Source organism: uncultured Roseobacter sp. (assembly GCF_947499265.1).
Lineage (GTDB): Bacteria > Pseudomonadota > Alphaproteobacteria > Rhodobacterales > Rhodobacteraceae > Roseobacter.
Genome location: NZ_CANMNK010000003.1, coordinates 492,300 through 508,297 on the forward strand (window position 1 = coordinate 492,300; position 15,998 = coordinate 508,297).

Annotated in this window: 17 protein-coding genes; 7 read left to right on the forward strand and 10 right to left on the reverse strand. The window is 60.9% G+C overall.

Annotated features, from left to right (window positions below):
* Nucleotides 1–18: 18 nt before the first annotated feature.
* From modA to modC, 3 genes are read left to right on the forward strand one after another with little or no spacing between them, the layout of a single operon-like run.
* Nucleotides 19–888 carry a molybdate ABC transporter substrate-binding protein gene (gene modA / locus Q1A63_RS10420; RefSeq protein ID WP_366524322.1) on the forward strand — a complete coding sequence of 290 codons (870 nt, stop codon included), beginning with the start codon at nucleotides 19–21 and terminating at the stop codon, nucleotides 886–888.
* Nucleotides 885–1,580 carry a molybdate ABC transporter permease subunit gene (gene modB, locus Q1A63_RS10425; protein WP_298970672.1) on the forward strand — a complete coding sequence of 232 codons (696 nt, stop codon included), beginning with the start codon at nucleotides 885–887 and terminating at the stop codon, nucleotides 1,578–1,580. Before modA ends, modB begins: the two co-directional genes overlap by 4 nt.
* Nucleotides 1,577–2,677 (forward strand): molybdenum ABC transporter ATP-binding protein, encoded by a 1,101-nt coding sequence (gene modC, locus Q1A63_RS10430; protein WP_298970670.1) that lies wholly within the window; start codon nucleotides 1,577–1,579, stop codon nucleotides 2,675–2,677. Before modB ends, modC begins: the two co-directional genes overlap by 4 nt.
* 59 nt (nucleotides 2,678–2,736) lie before the next feature.
* Here the strand turns inward: modC and Q1A63_RS10435 are convergent, their stop codons facing one another.
* The 3 genes from Q1A63_RS10435 to Q1A63_RS10445 form a co-directional block, all read right to left on the reverse strand.
* Entirely contained in the window at nucleotides 2,737–3,336 is a 600-nt protein-coding gene (locus Q1A63_RS10435) for a GNAT family N-acetyltransferase (RefSeq protein ID WP_298970668.1), read from the reverse strand.
* Between the two features lie 61 nt (nucleotides 3,337–3,397).
* Nucleotides 3,398–3,571 carry a hypothetical protein gene (locus Q1A63_RS10440; RefSeq protein WP_298970666.1) on the reverse strand — a complete coding sequence of 58 codons (174 nt, stop codon included), beginning with the start codon at nucleotides 3,569–3,571 and terminating at the stop codon, nucleotides 3,398–3,400.
* Nucleotides 3,572–3,607: 36 nt separating this feature from the next.
* On the reverse strand, nucleotides 3,608–4,552 hold the full coding sequence (locus tag Q1A63_RS10445; protein WP_299631460.1) for a homocysteine S-methyltransferase family protein: 945 nt from the start codon (nucleotides 4,550–4,552) through the stop codon (nucleotides 3,608–3,610).
* A gap of 186 nt (nucleotides 4,553–4,738) precedes the next feature.
* On the opposite strand from Q1A63_RS10445, the gene Q1A63_RS10450 reads away from it, so the two are divergent.
* The gene (locus Q1A63_RS10450; protein WP_298970662.1) at nucleotides 4,739–5,347 is read left to right on the forward strand and encodes a TetR/AcrR family transcriptional regulator; all 609 of its coding nucleotides are present in this window, start codon (nucleotides 4,739–4,741) and stop codon (nucleotides 5,345–5,347) included.
* An 11-nt stretch (nucleotides 5,348–5,358) separates the two neighbouring features.
* Here Q1A63_RS10450 and rbsK read toward each other — a convergent pair whose 3' ends face one another.
* The 4 genes from rbsK to ugpC are packed head-to-tail and all read right to left on the reverse strand — an operon-like array spanning nucleotide 5,359 to nucleotide 8,608.
* Nucleotides 5,359–6,267, reverse strand: a complete 909-nt coding sequence (rbsK, locus tag Q1A63_RS10455) for a ribokinase (RefSeq protein ID WP_299405656.1) — start codon at nucleotides 6,265–6,267, stop codon at nucleotides 5,359–5,361.
* Nucleotides 6,268–6,270: 3 nt separating this feature from the next.
* Nucleotides 6,271–6,720, reverse strand: a complete 450-nt coding sequence (locus Q1A63_RS10460; RefSeq protein WP_298970658.1) for an RbsD/FucU domain-containing protein — start codon at nucleotides 6,718–6,720, stop codon at nucleotides 6,271–6,273.
* A gap of 16 nt (nucleotides 6,721–6,736) precedes the next feature.
* On the reverse strand, nucleotides 6,737–7,558 hold the full coding sequence (locus Q1A63_RS10465) for a hypothetical protein (protein ID WP_298970656.1): 822 nt from the start codon (nucleotides 7,556–7,558) through the stop codon (nucleotides 6,737–6,739).
* A 3-nt stretch (nucleotides 7,559–7,561) separates the two neighbouring features.
* Nucleotides 7,562–8,608 carry a sn-glycerol-3-phosphate ABC transporter ATP-binding protein UgpC gene (ugpC, locus tag Q1A63_RS10470; protein WP_298970655.1) on the reverse strand — a complete coding sequence of 349 codons (1,047 nt, stop codon included), beginning with the start codon at nucleotides 8,606–8,608 and terminating at the stop codon, nucleotides 7,562–7,564.
* A 219-nt stretch (nucleotides 8,609–8,827) separates the two neighbouring features.
* Between ugpC and Q1A63_RS10475 the strand changes: the two genes are divergently transcribed.
* The 3 genes from Q1A63_RS10475 to Q1A63_RS10485 all read left to right on the forward strand — a co-directional run bounded on the left by Q1A63_RS10475 (nucleotide 8,828) and on the right by Q1A63_RS10485 (nucleotide 12,616).
* The gene (locus Q1A63_RS10475; protein ID WP_298970653.1) at nucleotides 8,828–10,486 is read left to right on the forward strand and encodes a substrate-binding domain-containing protein; all 1,659 of its coding nucleotides are present in this window, start codon (nucleotides 8,828–8,830) and stop codon (nucleotides 10,484–10,486) included.
* A 115-nt stretch (nucleotides 10,487–10,601) separates the two neighbouring features.
* Nucleotides 10,602–11,705 carry a sugar ABC transporter permease gene (locus Q1A63_RS10480; RefSeq protein WP_298970652.1) on the forward strand — a complete coding sequence of 368 codons (1,104 nt, stop codon included), beginning with the start codon at nucleotides 10,602–10,604 and terminating at the stop codon, nucleotides 11,703–11,705.
* The gene (locus tag Q1A63_RS10485; protein WP_298970650.1) at nucleotides 11,702–12,616 is read left to right on the forward strand and encodes a carbohydrate ABC transporter permease; all 915 of its coding nucleotides are present in this window, start codon (nucleotides 11,702–11,704) and stop codon (nucleotides 12,614–12,616) included. Before Q1A63_RS10480 ends, Q1A63_RS10485 begins: the two co-directional genes overlap by 4 nt.
* Here Q1A63_RS10485 and Q1A63_RS10490 read toward each other — a convergent pair.
* The 3 genes from Q1A63_RS10490 to Q1A63_RS10500 are packed head-to-tail and all read right to left on the reverse strand — an operon-like array spanning nucleotide 12,609 to nucleotide 15,987.
* Nucleotides 12,609–14,096: an FGGY-family carbohydrate kinase gene (locus Q1A63_RS10490; RefSeq protein ID WP_298970648.1), complete on the reverse strand. Its 1,488-nt coding sequence runs from the start codon at nucleotides 14,094–14,096 to the stop codon at nucleotides 12,609–12,611. The genes Q1A63_RS10485 and Q1A63_RS10490 overlap by 8 nt on opposite strands.
* Nucleotides 14,096–15,190, reverse strand: a complete 1,095-nt coding sequence (locus Q1A63_RS10495; protein WP_298970646.1) for a M20/M25/M40 family metallo-hydrolase — start codon at nucleotides 15,188–15,190, stop codon at nucleotides 14,096–14,098. Before Q1A63_RS10495 ends, Q1A63_RS10490 begins: the two co-directional genes overlap by 1 nt.
* Entirely contained in the window at nucleotides 15,187–15,987 is an 801-nt protein-coding gene (locus tag Q1A63_RS10500; RefSeq protein ID WP_298970645.1) for a BtpA/SgcQ family protein, read from the reverse strand. The genes Q1A63_RS10495 and Q1A63_RS10500 overlap by 4 nt, the downstream gene beginning before the upstream one ends.
* Between the last annotated feature and the right edge of the window lie 11 nt (nucleotides 15,988–15,998).

Genomic DNA, 15,998 nt, shown 5'->3' on the forward strand with positions numbered 1-15,998 from the left:
TGCAAGAGGGTGTCAGGTATGAGTTTCGAATTCGGGTTCACAACGGTGAGGGATCACCGCCTGCGGTTGCGCCAGCAGAAAACAGACGGCGCGTCTGTGGTGCCGGGCTGGGCAGACGTGCTGCGTGGTATCAGTCTGGCGATGATCGTTGGCTTTGGAGGGGTCGCTGCAACCACTGCATCGGCAGGGGATGTCACGGTCTTTGCCGCCGCCAGCCTGAAAACCGCGCTGGATGAGGTGGCGCAAGGGTTTGAACGTGAGACCGGACATGAAGTTGCCATGTCTTATGCGGGCACGCCGGTGCTCGCGCGGCAGATATCGCTGGGCGCGCCTGCGGATGTCTTCATTTCTGCCAGTGCGGATTGGATGGACTGGTTGCAAGAGGCGCAAGCCATCGACAATGACAGCCGCTTTGACCTTCTGGGCAATCAGCTTGTCCTGATCGCCCATGGCAACACATCACCGCCGGTTGACCTGCAGGCGACCGCCCTGATGCCGCGGCTTCAGCAAGATCGCATTGCCATGGCGCTGGTCGAGGCCGTGCCCGCCGGGATCTACGGCAAGGCGGCCCTGGAACACCTCGGGGTTTGGGAGGTCCTCTCCGCACAGATTGCGCAGACGGATAATGCGCGCGCGGCGCTGGCGCTGGTGGCCACCGGCGAGGCGCCTTTTGGCATCGTCTACGCAACGGACGCAAAGGCCGAACCACGGGTCAGCGTGATTGCAAGCTTCCCCGCCGCGAGCCACCCCGATATCCGCTACCCGGTTGCCGCTGTGGCGGGCCGCGGGTCTGCCCCGGCCGATCAGTTTATTGAGCATCTGCGCAGCGAAGCCGCTATTTCCGCTTTCGAAACCCAGGGGTTCGTGGTTCTGGAGCCGCCCGCGTGACGGATTGGCTGGGTCCTGAGGAATGGCGCGCGGTTGCGCTCTCGCTCAAAGTGTCATTCTGGGCGACCTTGCTGAGCTTGCCGCTCGGGCTCTGGGTTGCCTACCTGCTTGCACGCCGCGAGTTTCCCGGCAAACAGATCGTCAACGGTCTGGTGCATCTGCCCCTGATCCTGCCGCCGGTGGTCACCGGCTATCTGCTGCTCACCACCTTCGGCACCCAAGGGCCCATCGGCGGTTTTCTGGAAAGCTTTGGCGTGGTCTTTGCCTTTCGCTGGACCGGCGCTGCGCTGGCGGCGGCCGTCATGGCCTTTCCATTGATGGTGCGCGCGATACGCTTGTCCATCGAAGCGGTAGATCCGAAACTGGAACAGGCCGCGGGCACGCTGGGGGCGTCGCGCGTGTGGGTGTTCCTGACGATCACCCTGCCCCTGATCCTGCCCGGCATCATCGCCGGCGCGATCCTCGCCTTTGCCAAGGCCATGGGTGAGTTTGGCGCCACCATCACCTTTGTATCCAACATTCCCGGGCAAACCCAGACCGTGCCTTCGGCGATCTATGCCTTCCTGCAGGTGCCGGGCGGCGAAGCCTCCGCCTGGCGGCTGGTCATTGTCTCCGTCGTGGTCGCGATGAGCGCGCTGTTGCTCTCGGAATGGCTGGCCCGACGCGCCGCTGCCAAGGTGGGGGGCATATGACGCTTTCCGTTGCCTTTGCCCATGACTTCGACGGGTTTGATGTGGATGTGGCGTTTGAGGCCCCTGCCGGGATCACCGTGCTTTTCGGGCGATCCGGGGCCGGAAAATCAACCATTGTAGACGCCGTGGCGGGCCTCTTGAGACCGCGAGAGGGCCGGATTGCCTCCCAAGACTGGGTGCTTTTTGACAGCGCCGAAGGGCAATGGACGCCTCCCCACAAACGCAGGCTGGGCTATATCTTTCAGGACGCGCGGCTCTTTCCGCATCTCAGCGTGCGCCAGAACCTCGCCTATGGTCAGTGGTTCGCCCCCAAATCTGCGCCGCGAGAGGACATGGACCGGATTGTCGAGATGTTGGGGATCGGGCACCTGCTGCGCCGCAGACCTGCCGCGCTCTCGGGCGGAGAGAAGCAGCGCGTTGCTATTGGCCGCGCCCTTTTGGCCGGCCCGAAACTGATTTTGGCAGACGAACCGCTGGCCGCGCTGGATGAGCAGCGCAAGGCGGAAATCCTGCCCTATTTCGAGCGCATGCGCGATGAGGTATCGGTGCCGATCCTCTATGTCAGCCACGCTGCGGCCGAGGTTGCCCGGATCGCAACAACGATTGTCGCGCTTGACGGGGGGCGCGTGACGCGCCAGGGGCCCGCCGCGGACGTGCTGAGCGATCCCGCCGTCACCCCGCTTGGGGTGCGTTCCGCGGGCGCTATGGTAGAGGCGCGCGTCAAAGAGCATCACAACGATGGTCTGTCGACGCTGGAGGCCGAGGGCGCATCGCTTTTGTTGCCACGGGTAAGCCAAGCCCCCGGCACGCCGCTGCGCGTCTGGATCGAAGCGCAGGACGTGATGCTGGCGACGGAACGCCCGCAAGGGATTTCCGCGCTCAATATATTAGAGGTGACCGTGCGGGAGCTGCGTTTGGGCGCAGGTCCCGGCGCGATGGTTCAACTGTCCTTTGGCAATGCGCTTATTCTGGCGCGGGTCACCCGACGGTCCGCGCAGGCCCTGGCGCTGGCACCGGGGCGCCAGGTCTTTGCCGTGCTCAAAGCGGTATCGGTTGCACGCGATGCCATCGGAGAGCTGCCGCGAAAGCCAGTGTAATCCTGCACCGCCATGCCTTCAGGGCACCGCCACGGCGCCCTGAAAGCAAGGATGGCGCCTCAGACAGCTCTAAGGTCCTTGACGTAGAGCAGCCAGTTTTCACCTGCATAGTCCCATCCCTCTTTGACGATGCTTTCCTGCGCCGCCACTCGAAATCCGAAGCTTTCATACAGGGATCGCGCGGGGTTGATGTCCCCCGTGATCAGGCTCAGGTGCTGGTATCCGCGCGCACGGGCCCTGGTCTCGGCGGCACTCAAAAGCGCCGTGCCTGCCCCCCTGCGCCGCGCCGCCTTGACCGTCGCCAGAACATTCACATACCAGCTCGGCACCACAAGATTTTCCAGTTTTACCAGAGGCTTGAAGAGCTCTGGCACTGTTGCCAGATCCGTTTGGGATGTCTTTTCGGTCAGAGGATAGGAGACAAGCGCCGAGATCACCTCGCCCTCATCGCGGATGACATCCGCATTGCGGAAGGAAAACCCACCTGTCTCCCGTGCCGCGCGCGCCGCGCCAATATCCATCAGGCTTTCATCCCCCTGGCGCATGCCCTCCCACACCACGAGCGGCAGGCCGTCGCCCGCGATGACGATCAATTCGGCCAGACGCGCCGCGTCATCCTGGGTCGCGGGTTCCGGGGTTTGGGTCAGATTGTCCAACATGGTTTACTCCTTAAATACCGCACGCGACCCGACCGGGGCCGCGTGCGTAAATGTGCCTCATTCAGTCTTCGAAATAGTCAGCGCTGTCGCGTACCGTCGCGATGTCCGCATCATTGGCCTGCAGCGCCTGACCAGCAGGCGCATGTCTGTCGACACAGGGTTTGTCACCCCCCGCCACGGTCGTGCTGGCGTAGGCGATGAATGCAATTGCGGTGAGAATGTTGATCTTTAACATGGTCTTTCCTTTTAAAAAAACAGTCGTTGAACGCGTTCAGGCCGCGCTCATTTTCCGGTGTTGTGCAGCGATGCAGCCGACGTGTCTGTGATCTGTGCCACAGCACCCCCCGATAACTTTGAGGTTGGGCAGAATGCTGAGCAGCTCACCATTCAGCGCGCCCAATTCTTCGGGATCACCCGCATCCAGGGTCTCGCTGGCATCAAGCTCCGCGTGGCTCATCCGGGAGGCATTGGCGCGCACGCCGCCAATCCGCGCCGCCCAATCCGCTGTGCCATCCATCGCATCGCGGAAATGATCCGGATGAGCGCAGTTGATCATATAGTAAAGCGGCCCCGCATGTGTGATCGCGTCCACTTCGGCAATGGCGTCGGGCAAGGGCTGACCGGACGGCAGATGTCCGTCCGTTTCCAGGGTGAAGGAAATGACGACCGGCACGCTATTGTCGCGCGCTGCCAGGGCAATACCTGCGGCCTCGCCCGCATGGGTCAGGGTCATCGCACTGATCATATCCACGCCCGCGTCAGCCAGCGCAGTTATCTGGGTGCTGTGCAGCTCCCGCGCGTCTTCCGCCTGAAACTGGGTTTCGGTGGTATAGGCATCGCCCCCCGGCCCCACGACGCCGTTTAGAAGGATCGGCAGGCGAGAGGTTTCATGCCGGTCCCGGATCACCCGCATGAAATCAACCGCGCGCGCATTGAGGGCGATGACCTCATCAAGGCTCATCCCCAGCGCATCGGCCCAGGCCGCACCCGCCCGCCATGTGGGCGTATCGAGCACAAAACCACGCCCGGTTTCGCGCGCCAGCGTTATGTACCGCTTGGCGTAGGCGGTCAGTTCCGCGCGTCCCCGCGCATCGTCGAGCAGGCTTGCCGCCGAGAAGCACGGCAGGTCGAACCCTTTCTCAAAAATCATATACGTCTCCAACCCGCCGTCAGACAGATAGAACCGGGACGTGTTTGCAAATTTTTCCAATCGCATTTTCAAACTCCATTTTTTGCAATACGACTGATGTAGCCGAGCGGGTTGCATCATGGACAGTGAACGCGTGGTGCATCGCGGCAGAATTTTTTTATGAATAAAACACAATCGGTTAGCGTAACTGAATCATGGGTTTCACCGGATAAGCGATGTCAACTGGACTCGCGGTACACTTAGGAGGGTGACATGAGCGCAAAGCAGGAAACAAAATCCCTCATCCTCGACATCGCGGAAAGCGCTGTCTTGGCGAAAGGGTTTGAGGCCACGTCGATTGAGGAGATTGCAGCAGCGGCAGAGATTTCCCGGAGCGGATTTTTCTACCACTTCAAGGACAAGAACGAACTCGCCCGCGCGATGATCGAACGCTACATCGAAAACGAGGATAAGCTTTATAACGACCTTTTCGACCGGGCGCGCCAGCTGCATGATGATCCACTGCACGCGATGCTGATCGGTCTCAAACTGTTGGCGGAGTTGCTGGATGATATGCCGAACGGGCACCCCGGCTGTGTGATCGCGTCGACCACCTATCAGGACCGTCTGTTTGATGCAGGCGTCCGGGAGTTGAACCGCCAGGCCATTCTGGGTTGGCGCAAAAGATTTCGCGGCATGTTCGAAGAAATTGCCGAGGCTCACCCGCTCCGTGTTGAGGTGAACATGGATGCGCTTGGCGACATGGTGTCGAGTGTCGTCGAAGGCGGGCTGGTGCTGGAACGCGCCCTGGGCGAGCCGCGCACGGTGTCGTCACAGATCATGCATCTGCGCACCTATATTCGCCTGTTGTTTCTGGGATAGCTGCGCCGCGATCAGGATTTGAGCAGCGCGTCGACCTCCGCCCGATCCGGCATCGAGGGTGCCGTGCCCGCGCGCGTCACCGAAATCCCGGCTGTGGCACATCCGATCCTGACCGCGTCGAGTGCGGATTGTCCTTCGGCCAGCGCCGCCGCAAAGCCGCCGTTGAAGGCGTCCCCGGCGCCGGTTGTTTCAACCACCGCGCCCGCCTTGATGGCCGGGACCAACCCGTGCCCGTCCAGAAACGCCCCCTTTTCACCCATCGTGATGATGGGTTTCGCAACGCCAAGGTCGCGCAAGGCTTTGGCGGCGCGGGCAGCATCCTCTTCGGTCTCCACCATGATCCCGGTCAGGGCTTCGCACTCGGTCTCGTTTGGCGTGACGTAATCGCATAGCGCCAGCATCCCATCGGGCAAGGGGGCCGCCGGGGCCGGGTTCAAAATCGTTGTGACACCTGCCGCCTTGGCAATTTCAAGGGCGCGTAGGGCAGCGACCATCGGTTGCTCCAATTGGGTTACGAAAACATCCGCCCACCGGATCAGATCGGCCTGCGCATCGATATCCTCTGCACTGATCAGCGCCGCCGCGCCCGGCGCGATGATGATCGCATTGTCCCCTGTGCTCTCTTCGATGAAGATATAGGCCGCGCCCGTATAGCTGTCGCTGACCTGTTCCACATGCGGCACAACGCCCGCGCCCGCCCAGGTGTCGAGCGCCAGCTTGGCAAAATCATCCTGGCCCAGTTTCGATATCATATGCGTGTCCGCGCCGATCCGCGCACAGGCCACCGCCTGATTGGATCCCTTGCCCCCGGGCCCCAGCGCAAAGCTATTGCCCAGGATCGTTTCGCCCATGCGAGGCATGCGGTCCGCGCGGTAGGCGGTATCTGCGACGAAGACGCCGAGAATGACAACCTTTCCCATCAATCAGCTCTCCGCATCCGGGGGCACGACGCCTTTGCGTAGGGCAAAACAGCCATAAAACCGCCGCTCGCCGGTCTGAATGACGGCATAGGCCTGTTTGGCGCGGTCATAAAAAGCAAACCGCTCGATGCCCAGCATCGTGGGACCCTCAACTGCGCTGACTTCGGCCTGCACTTCCTCCATCACCGGCAGGATGGTGTCCGGCTCGCCGACCACTTCCATCCGAGCCGCCGCGTCATCGACGAAGGTATCGACCGGATAGACAGACAGCACCGCCCGCACCACCTCTGCCGCCGGACGGTCAATGCGCAGCACCTCCCCCAGCACCGTCTCGCGTGCCACGCTGTCGGATGGGAAGTTGGTGTCTGCGATGATCAAATCGTCGCCATGCCCCATCGCCCGCAGCGCATAAAGCACATCCGCATTCAAGATCGGGTCTATTCCTTTGAGCATGTGGCGTCCTTTCAAATCATGTGACGGGTGCGTCGTCCGGTCGGATGATTTGCGCCGAGGACAGCCCGTTCAGATAGTCATTGAGCACAGGGCGCACATGGGTGTCAAACCAGCTCGCGGCAAAAAAGACCGCAACCCAGGCCACCACGAAAAGGGGGGCTTTGGTCAAGGGGGCGGCGGCCAGAACCATCAAGGTAAAGAGCGCGAAGAAGAAGGAGGCAAGCGTGCTCCAACTGTAGAGGTTGATCATGTTGGCAATGGGCCCCTTGATCCATCCGGGCAGTCCGCTGTTCAGCACCACATCGGCCAGGCTGGCATCCAGAAACCAGAAAACGATCAGGATCACGCCAAAGATGAAGGAGAGAAACTGGTTCACCACAAACATGCCCATGAGACCGAAGCACGCCAGCCAGATGAGGTTCACCGGCAGGTAGAGCACAAAGATTGTGAGCACGGTCAGAAGGATCAGCCCGAAGGCCTGATAGATCCCTGCAAAGAACCCCCAAGCCTCATATCCGGTGACCACCAGTGCGACGGCTGCAAGCCCCGCGAAGTAGTAGTACCAGTCCTTGGCCGCGTATTCATAAATCAGCTTGCCGCGACAAGCTTCAAAGATCACGGGCACGATCAGCAGCGTATAGGTCGACAGGATATTGGGGTCATAATCGATGCGAAACGGTACGACCCAAAAGACCAGCACCCAGAAATCCGCGCTGACTTTCTGAAATTGCAGCGCAAGCTGTTCGAAGACCTGCAGAACGCCGAAACGTTCCATCAGAAACCCGGTCAGCAGCATGGCCCCTGGCAGCGACGTCGCAAACTGGACGAAGCCGCGCATGGCTCAAATCCTTTGGCCGGTGGTCGCGTCAAAGCAATGCAGGTGATCGGGATCGGGCGCCAGATGAACAACCTGGCCCGGCGCAAAAGCATGACGTTCGCGGAAGACGGCGGTGATGTCCTGCCCCTCGAACCGCAGGAAAACCATGGTCTCCGATCCGGTGGGTTCCACCACCTTCACCTCCATCGGAATGCCCGCGCCCTCCTGCACCAGATTGAGGTGTTCGGGGCGCACGCCAAGGCGCACCGCACCCTTGTGAGAGATCCCCGCGAGCGGCACCTTGTGGCCGGACAAATCCACCGACGCGCCGTCAAACGTAGCGTTCAGCAGGTTCATCGAGGGCGCCCCGATGAAGGTGGCGACAAATTCATTGGCCGGGTTGTCATATAGCTCCAGCGGGGTGCCGATCTGCTCGATGACGCCCGCCTGCATGACCACGATGCGATCTGCCAGCGTCATGGCTTCGATCTGATCGTGGGTCACAAAAACCGTGGTGGTTTTCAGACGCTGGTGCAATTCCTTGATCTCGGTGCGCATCTGAATGCGCAGCTTGGCGTCAAGGTTCGAGAGCGGCTCGTCAAACAGAAACACCTGCGGGTCGCGCACGATGGCCCGCCCCATCGCAACGCGCTGACGCTGCCCGCCCGACAGATGCCGGGGTTTGCGGTCGAGATATTCCGTCAGGCTCAGGATCTCCGCCGCCTCCTGCACACGTCTTGCGATTTCGGCGCGATCCGCCTTTGCGACCTTCAGCGCAAACCCCATGTTTTCGGCCACGGATTTATGCGGGTAAAGCGCATAGGTCTGGAACACCATCGCGATGTCACGCTGGGCGGGCGGCAGGTTGTTCACCACCCGCTCGCCAATGGCGATGGTCCCGCCGTTGATCGGCTCCAGCCCGGCAATCATCCGCAGCAAGGTGGATTTCCCGCACCCCGATGGCCCCACCAGAGCAACGAATTCACCATCCGCAATATCGACGTTCACACCGTGAATGACTTCGGTCGCCCCATAGGATTTTCGGATATCCTGAATTTTGACGCCGGCCATTCGCAACACTCCCCCCGAGTTCGAATTTCGATGCTAGAGAAAGGAATTTGCCTTGTCCACGCCCGGCTTACAGCTTTGTTGACTTAACGTAATTCTCGACCATAGTGATGGCTCTAAGGGGGGGATCATGCGGCGCGACAATCAAAAACACACCGACATAATTGCGCCCGGCCATCACCCCAAGGACGAAATGTATCACCAAGTCCCGGGAGGATGGAAATGAAAGTAGACCTTTATAATTATATAAAAGCGGCGCAGAAAATAAACCGTCGCCAGATGTTGAAAGGCACCGCGGCGGTGGGGGCCGTTGCGATGATGCCCAAGGCTGCGGCTTATGCGGACGGGCACGGCAATGTGCGCGCCGAAATCCTGAAAATCCCCGGTGTTGGCGCCGGTTCGCCCACCGACAGCGATTGGCAAAAAGTGGGTGAGATGTGCCTCGGCGCGACCAAAGAGAACGTCGCGGAAGGTGAGTTTGCCGGGGTTGAGCTGACCTTCATGGGGCTCAACAACCAGAACCTGCACAACTTCCTATTTCGCGGATTCCTGAAGCCCTGGGAGGCCTACACGGGGGCCAAGATCAACTGGATCGATCTGGCACAGGCCGACTATAACGCGCGGCTGCAGCAATCGATTGCCACCGGCACCGTCGATTTTGACATCATCGAGATGGGCGCACCTTTTGAGGGTGACGTGCTGGGGCGCGGCATGGCTTCCGAAATGCCCGATTGGGTCAAAGATCAGATCGACATGGATGACTATGTTGATTACCTCAAGGCGCCGGTGGGCACTTGGGACGGCAAGACCTATCGCGTCTCCATCGACGGCGACACCCATACGTTTGCGTATCGTAAGGACTACTACGAAAACGAGGAATTCGCGCAGGCTTGGGCCGATGCGGGCAACACCACGCCCTGGGCACAGCCGACCACTTGGGAAGAGGTCAACGCGCAGTCCAAATTCCTCGTGGGCAAGACCGATCCGCTGACCGGACTGGATGCCCACGGTTATCTTGATCCGCTCAAAGGTTGGGGCGGCTTTGGTTTCTATTTCCTCGAAAACCGCGCAGCCCCCTATGCCAAGCACCCGGATGATCCGGCGTGGCTGTTCGATCCCGACACGATGAAACCGCGTGTGAACAACCCAGCCTTTGTGCAGGCCATTCAGGATGTGATGGACCTGATCGCAGCCGATGCCTACCCCGCCGATCAGATCAACGCCGACCCCGGCACCACCGCCTTCCAGCAGTTCCTGGCGGGTACCGGCGGCATGCTGAACTGGTGGGGCGATGTGGGCTCCTCGGCACGCACATCTGATACTTCGGTGGTCGGTGATGTGGTCGGGTTCGACATCAACCCCGGCTCGGCGAAGGTGTGGAATTCGCAGACCGGTGCCTGGGAAGAAACGCCCAACGTATCGCCCAACAACGCCTACATCGGCTGGGGCATCTATGTCATGGCCACGGTGGACGGCGACGAGAAAAAGAAGAAGGCTGCCTGGTCAGCAGCGGCCCATCTGGGTGGCAAGGACCTGTCGCTCTGGGCCTCGGCCTATCCCTCCGGGTTCCAGCCCTATCGCAACTCTCACTTCCAATATGACGAGTGGGAAGAGGCGGGCTATGACCGTGCCTTCGTGGAGGATTACCTATCCTCGAACGCCGACAGCTACAACCACCCGAATGCGGCGATTGAACCCCGTATTCCGGGCATCTTCCAATACTATTCCGTTGCCGAAGATGAGTTGGCCAAGGGGTACGCCGGTCAATACGGTTCGGCTCAGGAAACCGCGGATGCCATTGCCGCGGCCTGGGAGAAGATCACCGACCAGATCGGCCGGGACAGCCAGATTGCGCTCTATAAGGCGTCGCTCGGGCTGTAACATCCTCAATCTAAATCAGGGCGCGGCATGGAAGTGTCGCGCCCTTTGCATTTTACGGTTTTCGCATTGAAATTTCAGGGTTAACAGCCTCCATCTGGCTCGCTACAGTCATGTGATGAGCACCGAAGGCGACCTCCTGCACACCGTCACAGCGGACACGATCACCGACACCCGCAGGCGCGTCGGCCGGGCGATGGTCTGGGGCGCAGGCATGCTCTTTTGCGTCATGACCGCGATGCAGTTCATGTATGACACCGACCGGTCCATTGTTGGTTTCAACACCTGGCGACCGGTGCTTTTTGCCTACCTGCTCTGGGCCACGGCGCTTTGTGCGGCCCAGGTGATCGTGAATGGCGAAAAGGGCAAGCGCACGCTTTTCGTACTGCCCGCTGCACTCTTTGTGATCAGCCTGGTCGTCTTCCCACTGCTCTTTGCGCTCTATGTGTCGTTCACTGACTGGAACCTCGCTTCCCTAAACGGGCCCCAGCCCAACGGCTGGGACAACATGCGCCAGATGTGGGGTGATGCCTTCTACTGGAACGCGCTGAAAAACATGGTGTATTACGTGCTCGCCGTCAGCGTGGAATATGTGATCGCCTTTGGCCTCGCCCTGCTGCTCAATGCGCAGATCCGGGCGCGCAAGTTCTTCCGCGTGGTGTTTCTGCTGCCGTTGATGCTCAGCCCTGTGGCCGTGAGCTGGATGGTCGGTAAGTCCATGTTGGAGGTGCGCTTTGGGCCAGTGTCACGGCTGGTGCGCGAGTTGGGGTTTGAGCCAAGCTTCTTTGGCACGCCCGAAATGGCGCGTTTCATGATCATGGCCATGGATGCCTGGACGTTCATCCCCTTCATGATGATCATGCTGCTGGCCGGGTTGCAGGCCCTGCCCCGCGAAGTGATCGAGGCCAGCAAGGTCGATGGCGCCACCGGCTGGCAGAGCTTTAAGGAAGTCATTTTCCCGCTGATGCTGCCCGTTTCCGTCACCGCCATCGTGATCCGGATCATCTTCAAACTGAAGCTGGCGGACATCATCATCAACGTCACCTCCGGCGGCCCGGGCGGGGCCACCGATAGTGTGACCAGCTTCATTTTCCGCGAATACCGCGACCGCTCCAACGTGGGCTACGGCACATTGCTGGCGATGGTCTATCTGGTGCTGATCGTCATCTTCATCACGGCCCTGCTGAAACTCGTCAGCCGCTGGATGGAGCGTCCGGCATGAGTGCCGTATTCAAAGACCACGAGGCCGACCGCAAGGTGCAGGTCAAATGGTGGACCAGCCGCATTGCTATCTATGCGGCACTCATAACCTGGGCGGTCATTTGCCTCTTTCCGATCTTCTGGACAATCACCACATCATTCAAACTGGCCCCCGACGTGATGCGCGGTAATATGATCCCCTGGTGGGATTTCACGCCGAAATGGAAGGGTTGGGAAAGCCTCGGCCTCTCCCCGCGCCTCATCGGCGAGGTCTCCACCGTGCGCGAGGAATTCCTCAAACGTTTCTGGAATTCCGCCATCGTCGCGGTCTCCGCGTCGATGCTCGCGGTGATCCTCGGATCGCTTGCCGCCTACGGGCTGTCGCGGTTCAATTACCGTTTCGGCTTCATGCGCAATTCCGATATCTCGTTCTTCTTTCTTAGCCAGATGATCCTGCCGCCTGTGGTCTTAGCTCTGCCGTTCCTCGTGCTTTACAAATCCCTCGATCTGCTCGACAGCCGGATCGGTCTGATCCTGCTCTACACACTCATGGTCCTACCCATCGTCATCTGGATCATGCGCGATCAGTTTCAGGGCATCCCCGTAGAGTTGGAAGAGGCGGCTTTGGTCGACGGGCTCGGTATCTGGGGGGCCTTTGTCCAGATCGTGCTGCCCATCGCCCTGCCCGGCATGGTCGCGGCTTTTATCCTGAGCCTCGTGCTCTGCTGGAACGAGTATTTCTTCGCCGCCCTGCTGACCTCCACGGACGCCAAAACCCTGCCCGTCATGGTCGCCTCTCAAACCGGCTCCCAAGGCATCAACTGGTGGTCCATGGCGGCGCTGTCCTCCGCGGCCATCCTGCCGCTGGTTGTCGTGGCCATCTTTCTCGAAAAATACATCATCAAGGGCATGGCCGCAGGCGCGGTCAAGTAAGTGCTGCTGCGATGTCCTTGGTCTGCTCATAAAGGCGCCGGAACAGGGCGAAGTTCTTTTCGTAGGCGGCACCAGTTCGCGCCTCGATGACCTCAGATACCGGGTTCCAGCCTGCGATATCTTCGCGCGTCACCGCGCCAATCGCCAGCGCCGCCATGAAGGCATCGCCGTAGCTCGCCCCGATGGTTTTGTCGCACACCACCTGATCAATCCCGGTGATGTCCGAGGTGGCCTGCAGCCAGAGCCGGTTTTTCGTGCCGCCCCCAACGGCCAACAAACGGGTCGGCTCCTGCCCCAGTTCGGCAAAGGTGTCCGTCACATGACGTGTGCCATAGGCGATCCCCTCAATCAGCGCCCGGTACATATCGCCGCGCGTATGCGTGAGGTTCAGGCCAAAAAGGGCGCCTTTCGCATCCATGTCATGGATTGGTGTTCGCTCGCCTGAGAAATAGGGCAGCAAAAGCAGCCCATTGGCGCCCGGCGGGGATGAAGCCGCCTCCTCGGCCAAAGCCGGAAAAGCCTCAGCGGCATCGAGATCGCGCGCCATGTGATCGCGGAACCAATGGGTCAGCGTGCCCGAGGTCGCCAGCCCGGCCATGGACGCGTGCTCGCCTGCAAAAAGCCAGGGCGCATACCAGATGCGCGGATCGCTGACCGGGTTGGCCGCGCGCAGGATGATGAAGATCGTGGAGCCATACATCATCATCATATCGCCAGGCTGATCCACCCCCACCGAAAACGCCTCGGCGGCTGCGTCGATGGTGCCTGCGGTCACCGGGGTGCCGACAGCCAATCCGGTCTCCTCCGCCGCGGCGGTGGTAATATGACCCGCGATTTCATCGGACCATAACAGCCGGGGCAGTTTATCCAGGGGCAGGATGTCATCCGCCAGATCATCCACCCAGCGTTGCGTCGCCACATCATAAAGCGGCGAGAAATTGGCGGCCGTATAGTGGTCGATCACCACCTCACCGGTCAGCCGCTGCACCAGAAAGCTGGTGGAGGTCAGGATATGCGCCGTTTTGGCATAGATCTTAGGCCGGTGCCGTTTGAGCCAAAGGATTTTTGGCCCCACCGATTGCGAGGTCAGCGCATTGCCGCAGCGCGCAATGATTGTCTCTGCGCCAATGCGGTCCGTCAGCTCCTGCACTTCCGCCGCCGCCCGACCATCCACGCCGTAGAGAACCCCGTTCATCAGCGGCCTACCGCTGCTGTCCACCGGCAACATGCAGGGGCCGACGGCGCTGCAGGCAACAGCCTTGATCTGCGCCGCCGCCACGCCGCTTTCCTTTAAAATCGCTCGGCAGACAAAGACGAAATCGCCCCACCAGTCTTCTTCGGGTTGGTGCTCCGCCCAACCTGCCTGAGGCACCAGCATCTTGTGACCCCGTGCGGCCTGTGCAACGACGCGCCCGTCGTGATCGACCAGAACCCCCTTGGTTTCATAGGTGCCGATGTCGATGCCCAATGTGTAGCTCATCAGGTTACCTCATCCCGGTTCAATGAAAAATCCGGGCCAATACGGGCAAGCGCCGTGGTCAGCAGGCTGGTCAGCCCCTCCAGGTCATTGAGGTCACACAGCTCGCGGGCGGAATGCGAATAGCGCATGGGAAAACCCAGATCGATGGCGGCCACGCCCTTGCCCACCAATTGCACATAGGACAGATCCGTCAGCACGCCCCCCTGCGCGCTGCGTTGCAGGGTCAGATCGGCGGCCTCTGCCGCTTCCTCGATCAGTCGAACCATCGCCGGATGCGGGATCACGCCATTGAGCGTGCCGCGCCCGTGAAAGGAATAGAGGCTCATCCCCGGCCCGCCGCCCAGGACCATGTCACCCCGCGCCGCCATATCGGGGGTGTCGCTTGCGAGCATCAGGTCGATCTGGATGGCGATATCGGGCTGCAATTGCTGCGCCAGAGGTTGCGCACCGCGCAGGTTGAATTCCTCCTGTACGGTAAACGCCAGGTGCACCGGTGGGCCATTTTTTCGGCGGCGCAGACTGCGCGCGACCTCCAGAAGCGCAGCGCAGCCTGCGCGATCATCGACGCTTGTGCCGCAGATCCTGTCTGATCCCATGGCCAGCGCGCGCGGCGCATAGACAACGGGGGTGCCGATCCGAATACCCGCCGCCTCGACGTCCGCTCGCGCGGTAAAACCGGCATCAACGAAGACTTCGGCATAGGGCAGAACCTTATATTTTTCATCCGGTGTCGTGGCGTGGTGGCTCTTGTTGGCAATGATGCCCGGCACATCGCGCCCCTCGCCGACGCAGATCAATAGCTCTTGCGCTGCGAGCGCGCGTTCCGGTACCCCGCCGAGGCGTTCCAACCGGATCAAGCCGTCGGCCTCGATCCGCCGCACGACGAACCCCAATTGGTCCATATGCGTAAACAGCATGACCGACGGGCCCGTCCCCTCGAATGTGGTCACCAGATTGCCCAGCACATCGGTTTCGCTGGCGATGCCGATGTCATCCAAGCTTGCGCGAATGGAACGGCGCACGCGGTCCTCGTGCCCGGAAAGACCCGGCACCTGCATCAAGGTCAGAAGATCCTGTCTGATGCGCTCTTTCATCCGCGCGCCGCCCGGACCCGCGCCATGAAATCCACCGCCCGGTCCGGATCGACCGCGTTCCAGGTATCTCCGTCGACCTTGAGCGAAGATCCCACGATACAGCCATCTGCGATGCGCAGAACATCCGCAACCGTATCGTGTTTGACACCGGTATTGGCCATCACCGGCGTGCCCGGCAGCGCCGCCTTGACGGCCTCCAGATCACCGAGCGTCGCAGCCTCGCCGGTGATCTGACCCGACACCAGCACCGCGTCGGGGATGGATGAGAAAACCGCTGAGCGGGCACGATCCGGCAAAGGACGTGCATCAAGCGAATGCGCAAACTCGGCGGACACGTTGAAGAGCATCGCCATGTCGGACCGCCCCAACCGGGCGCGGTAGCGCATGGCTTGCCCGGCATCCGGCGACCAGACCCCCATATCGGAGGCATAGGTGCCGGTAAAAATCTCCCGCACGAATGCAGCACCGGTCGCCGCGCCCACCGCCACGCTGGCCATCGGATCCCAGAGCATGTTGACGCCGAAAGGTACCGTGATGTCATCGCGCAGCTGACCGATGACATAGGCCATCATCGCCGTCGACGCGGCATCAACCTCGAATTCGTAAGGCCGATCATTTTCATTGCCAAACATCACCGCGTCGAACCCTGCGGCCTGCAGACTGCGCAGATCGGCCCGCGCGGCGGCCACCAGATCAACCGATGGGTCATAGAGCGGCGCCCCCGGCAAAGCCCCCAGATGCACCATCCCGATCACCGGCTTTTTCTGGGCAAATACCGCCCTGAACCGTGCTGTCATTCCCGCTCCCC

Coding starts and splice junctions, on each gene's coding strand:
- modA (WP_366524322.1), top strand. CDS start 19: ATGAGTTTCGAATTCGGGTTCACAACGGTGAGGGATCACCGCCTGCGG.
- modC (WP_298970670.1), top strand. CDS start 1,577: ATGACGCTTTCCGTTGCCTTTGCCCATGACTTCGACGGGTTTGATGTG.
- Q1A63_RS10435 (WP_298970668.1), bottom strand. CDS start 3,336: ATGTTGGACAATCTGACCCAAACCCCGGAACCCGCGACCCAGGATGAC.
- Q1A63_RS10440 (WP_298970666.1), bottom strand. CDS start 3,571: ATGTTAAAGATCAACATTCTCACCGCAATTGCATTCATCGCCTACGCC.
- Q1A63_RS10445 (WP_299631460.1), bottom strand. CDS start 4,552: ATGCGATTGGAAAAATTTGCAAACACGTCCCGGTTCTATCTGTCTGAC.
- Q1A63_RS10450 (WP_298970662.1), top strand. CDS start 4,739: ATGAGCGCAAAGCAGGAAACAAAATCCCTCATCCTCGACATCGCGGAA.
- rbsK (WP_299405656.1), bottom strand. CDS start 6,267: ATGGGAAAGGTTGTCATTCTCGGCGTCTTCGTCGCAGATACCGCCTAC.
- Q1A63_RS10460 (WP_298970658.1), bottom strand. CDS start 6,720: ATGCTCAAAGGAATAGACCCGATCTTGAATGCGGATGTGCTTTATGCG.
- Q1A63_RS10465 (WP_298970656.1), bottom strand. CDS start 7,558: ATGCGCGGCTTCGTCCAGTTTGCGACGTCGCTGCCAGGGGCCATGCTG.
- ugpC (WP_298970655.1), bottom strand. CDS start 8,608: ATGGCCGGCGTCAAAATTCAGGATATCCGAAAATCCTATGGGGCGACC.
- Q1A63_RS10475 (WP_298970653.1), top strand. CDS start 8,828: ATGAAAGTAGACCTTTATAATTATATAAAAGCGGCGCAGAAAATAAAC.
- Q1A63_RS10480 (WP_298970652.1), top strand. CDS start 10,602: ATGAGCACCGAAGGCGACCTCCTGCACACCGTCACAGCGGACACGATC.
- Q1A63_RS10485 (WP_298970650.1), top strand. CDS start 11,702: ATGAGTGCCGTATTCAAAGACCACGAGGCCGACCGCAAGGTGCAGGTC.
- Q1A63_RS10490 (WP_298970648.1), bottom strand. CDS start 14,096: ATGAGCTACACATTGGGCATCGACATCGGCACCTATGAAACCAAGGGG.
- Q1A63_RS10495 (WP_298970646.1), bottom strand. CDS start 15,190: ATGAAAGAGCGCATCAGACAGGATCTTCTGACCTTGATGCAGGTGCCG.
- Q1A63_RS10500 (WP_298970645.1), bottom strand. CDS start 15,987: ATGACAGCACGGTTCAGGGCGGTATTTGCCCAGAAAAAGCCGGTGATC.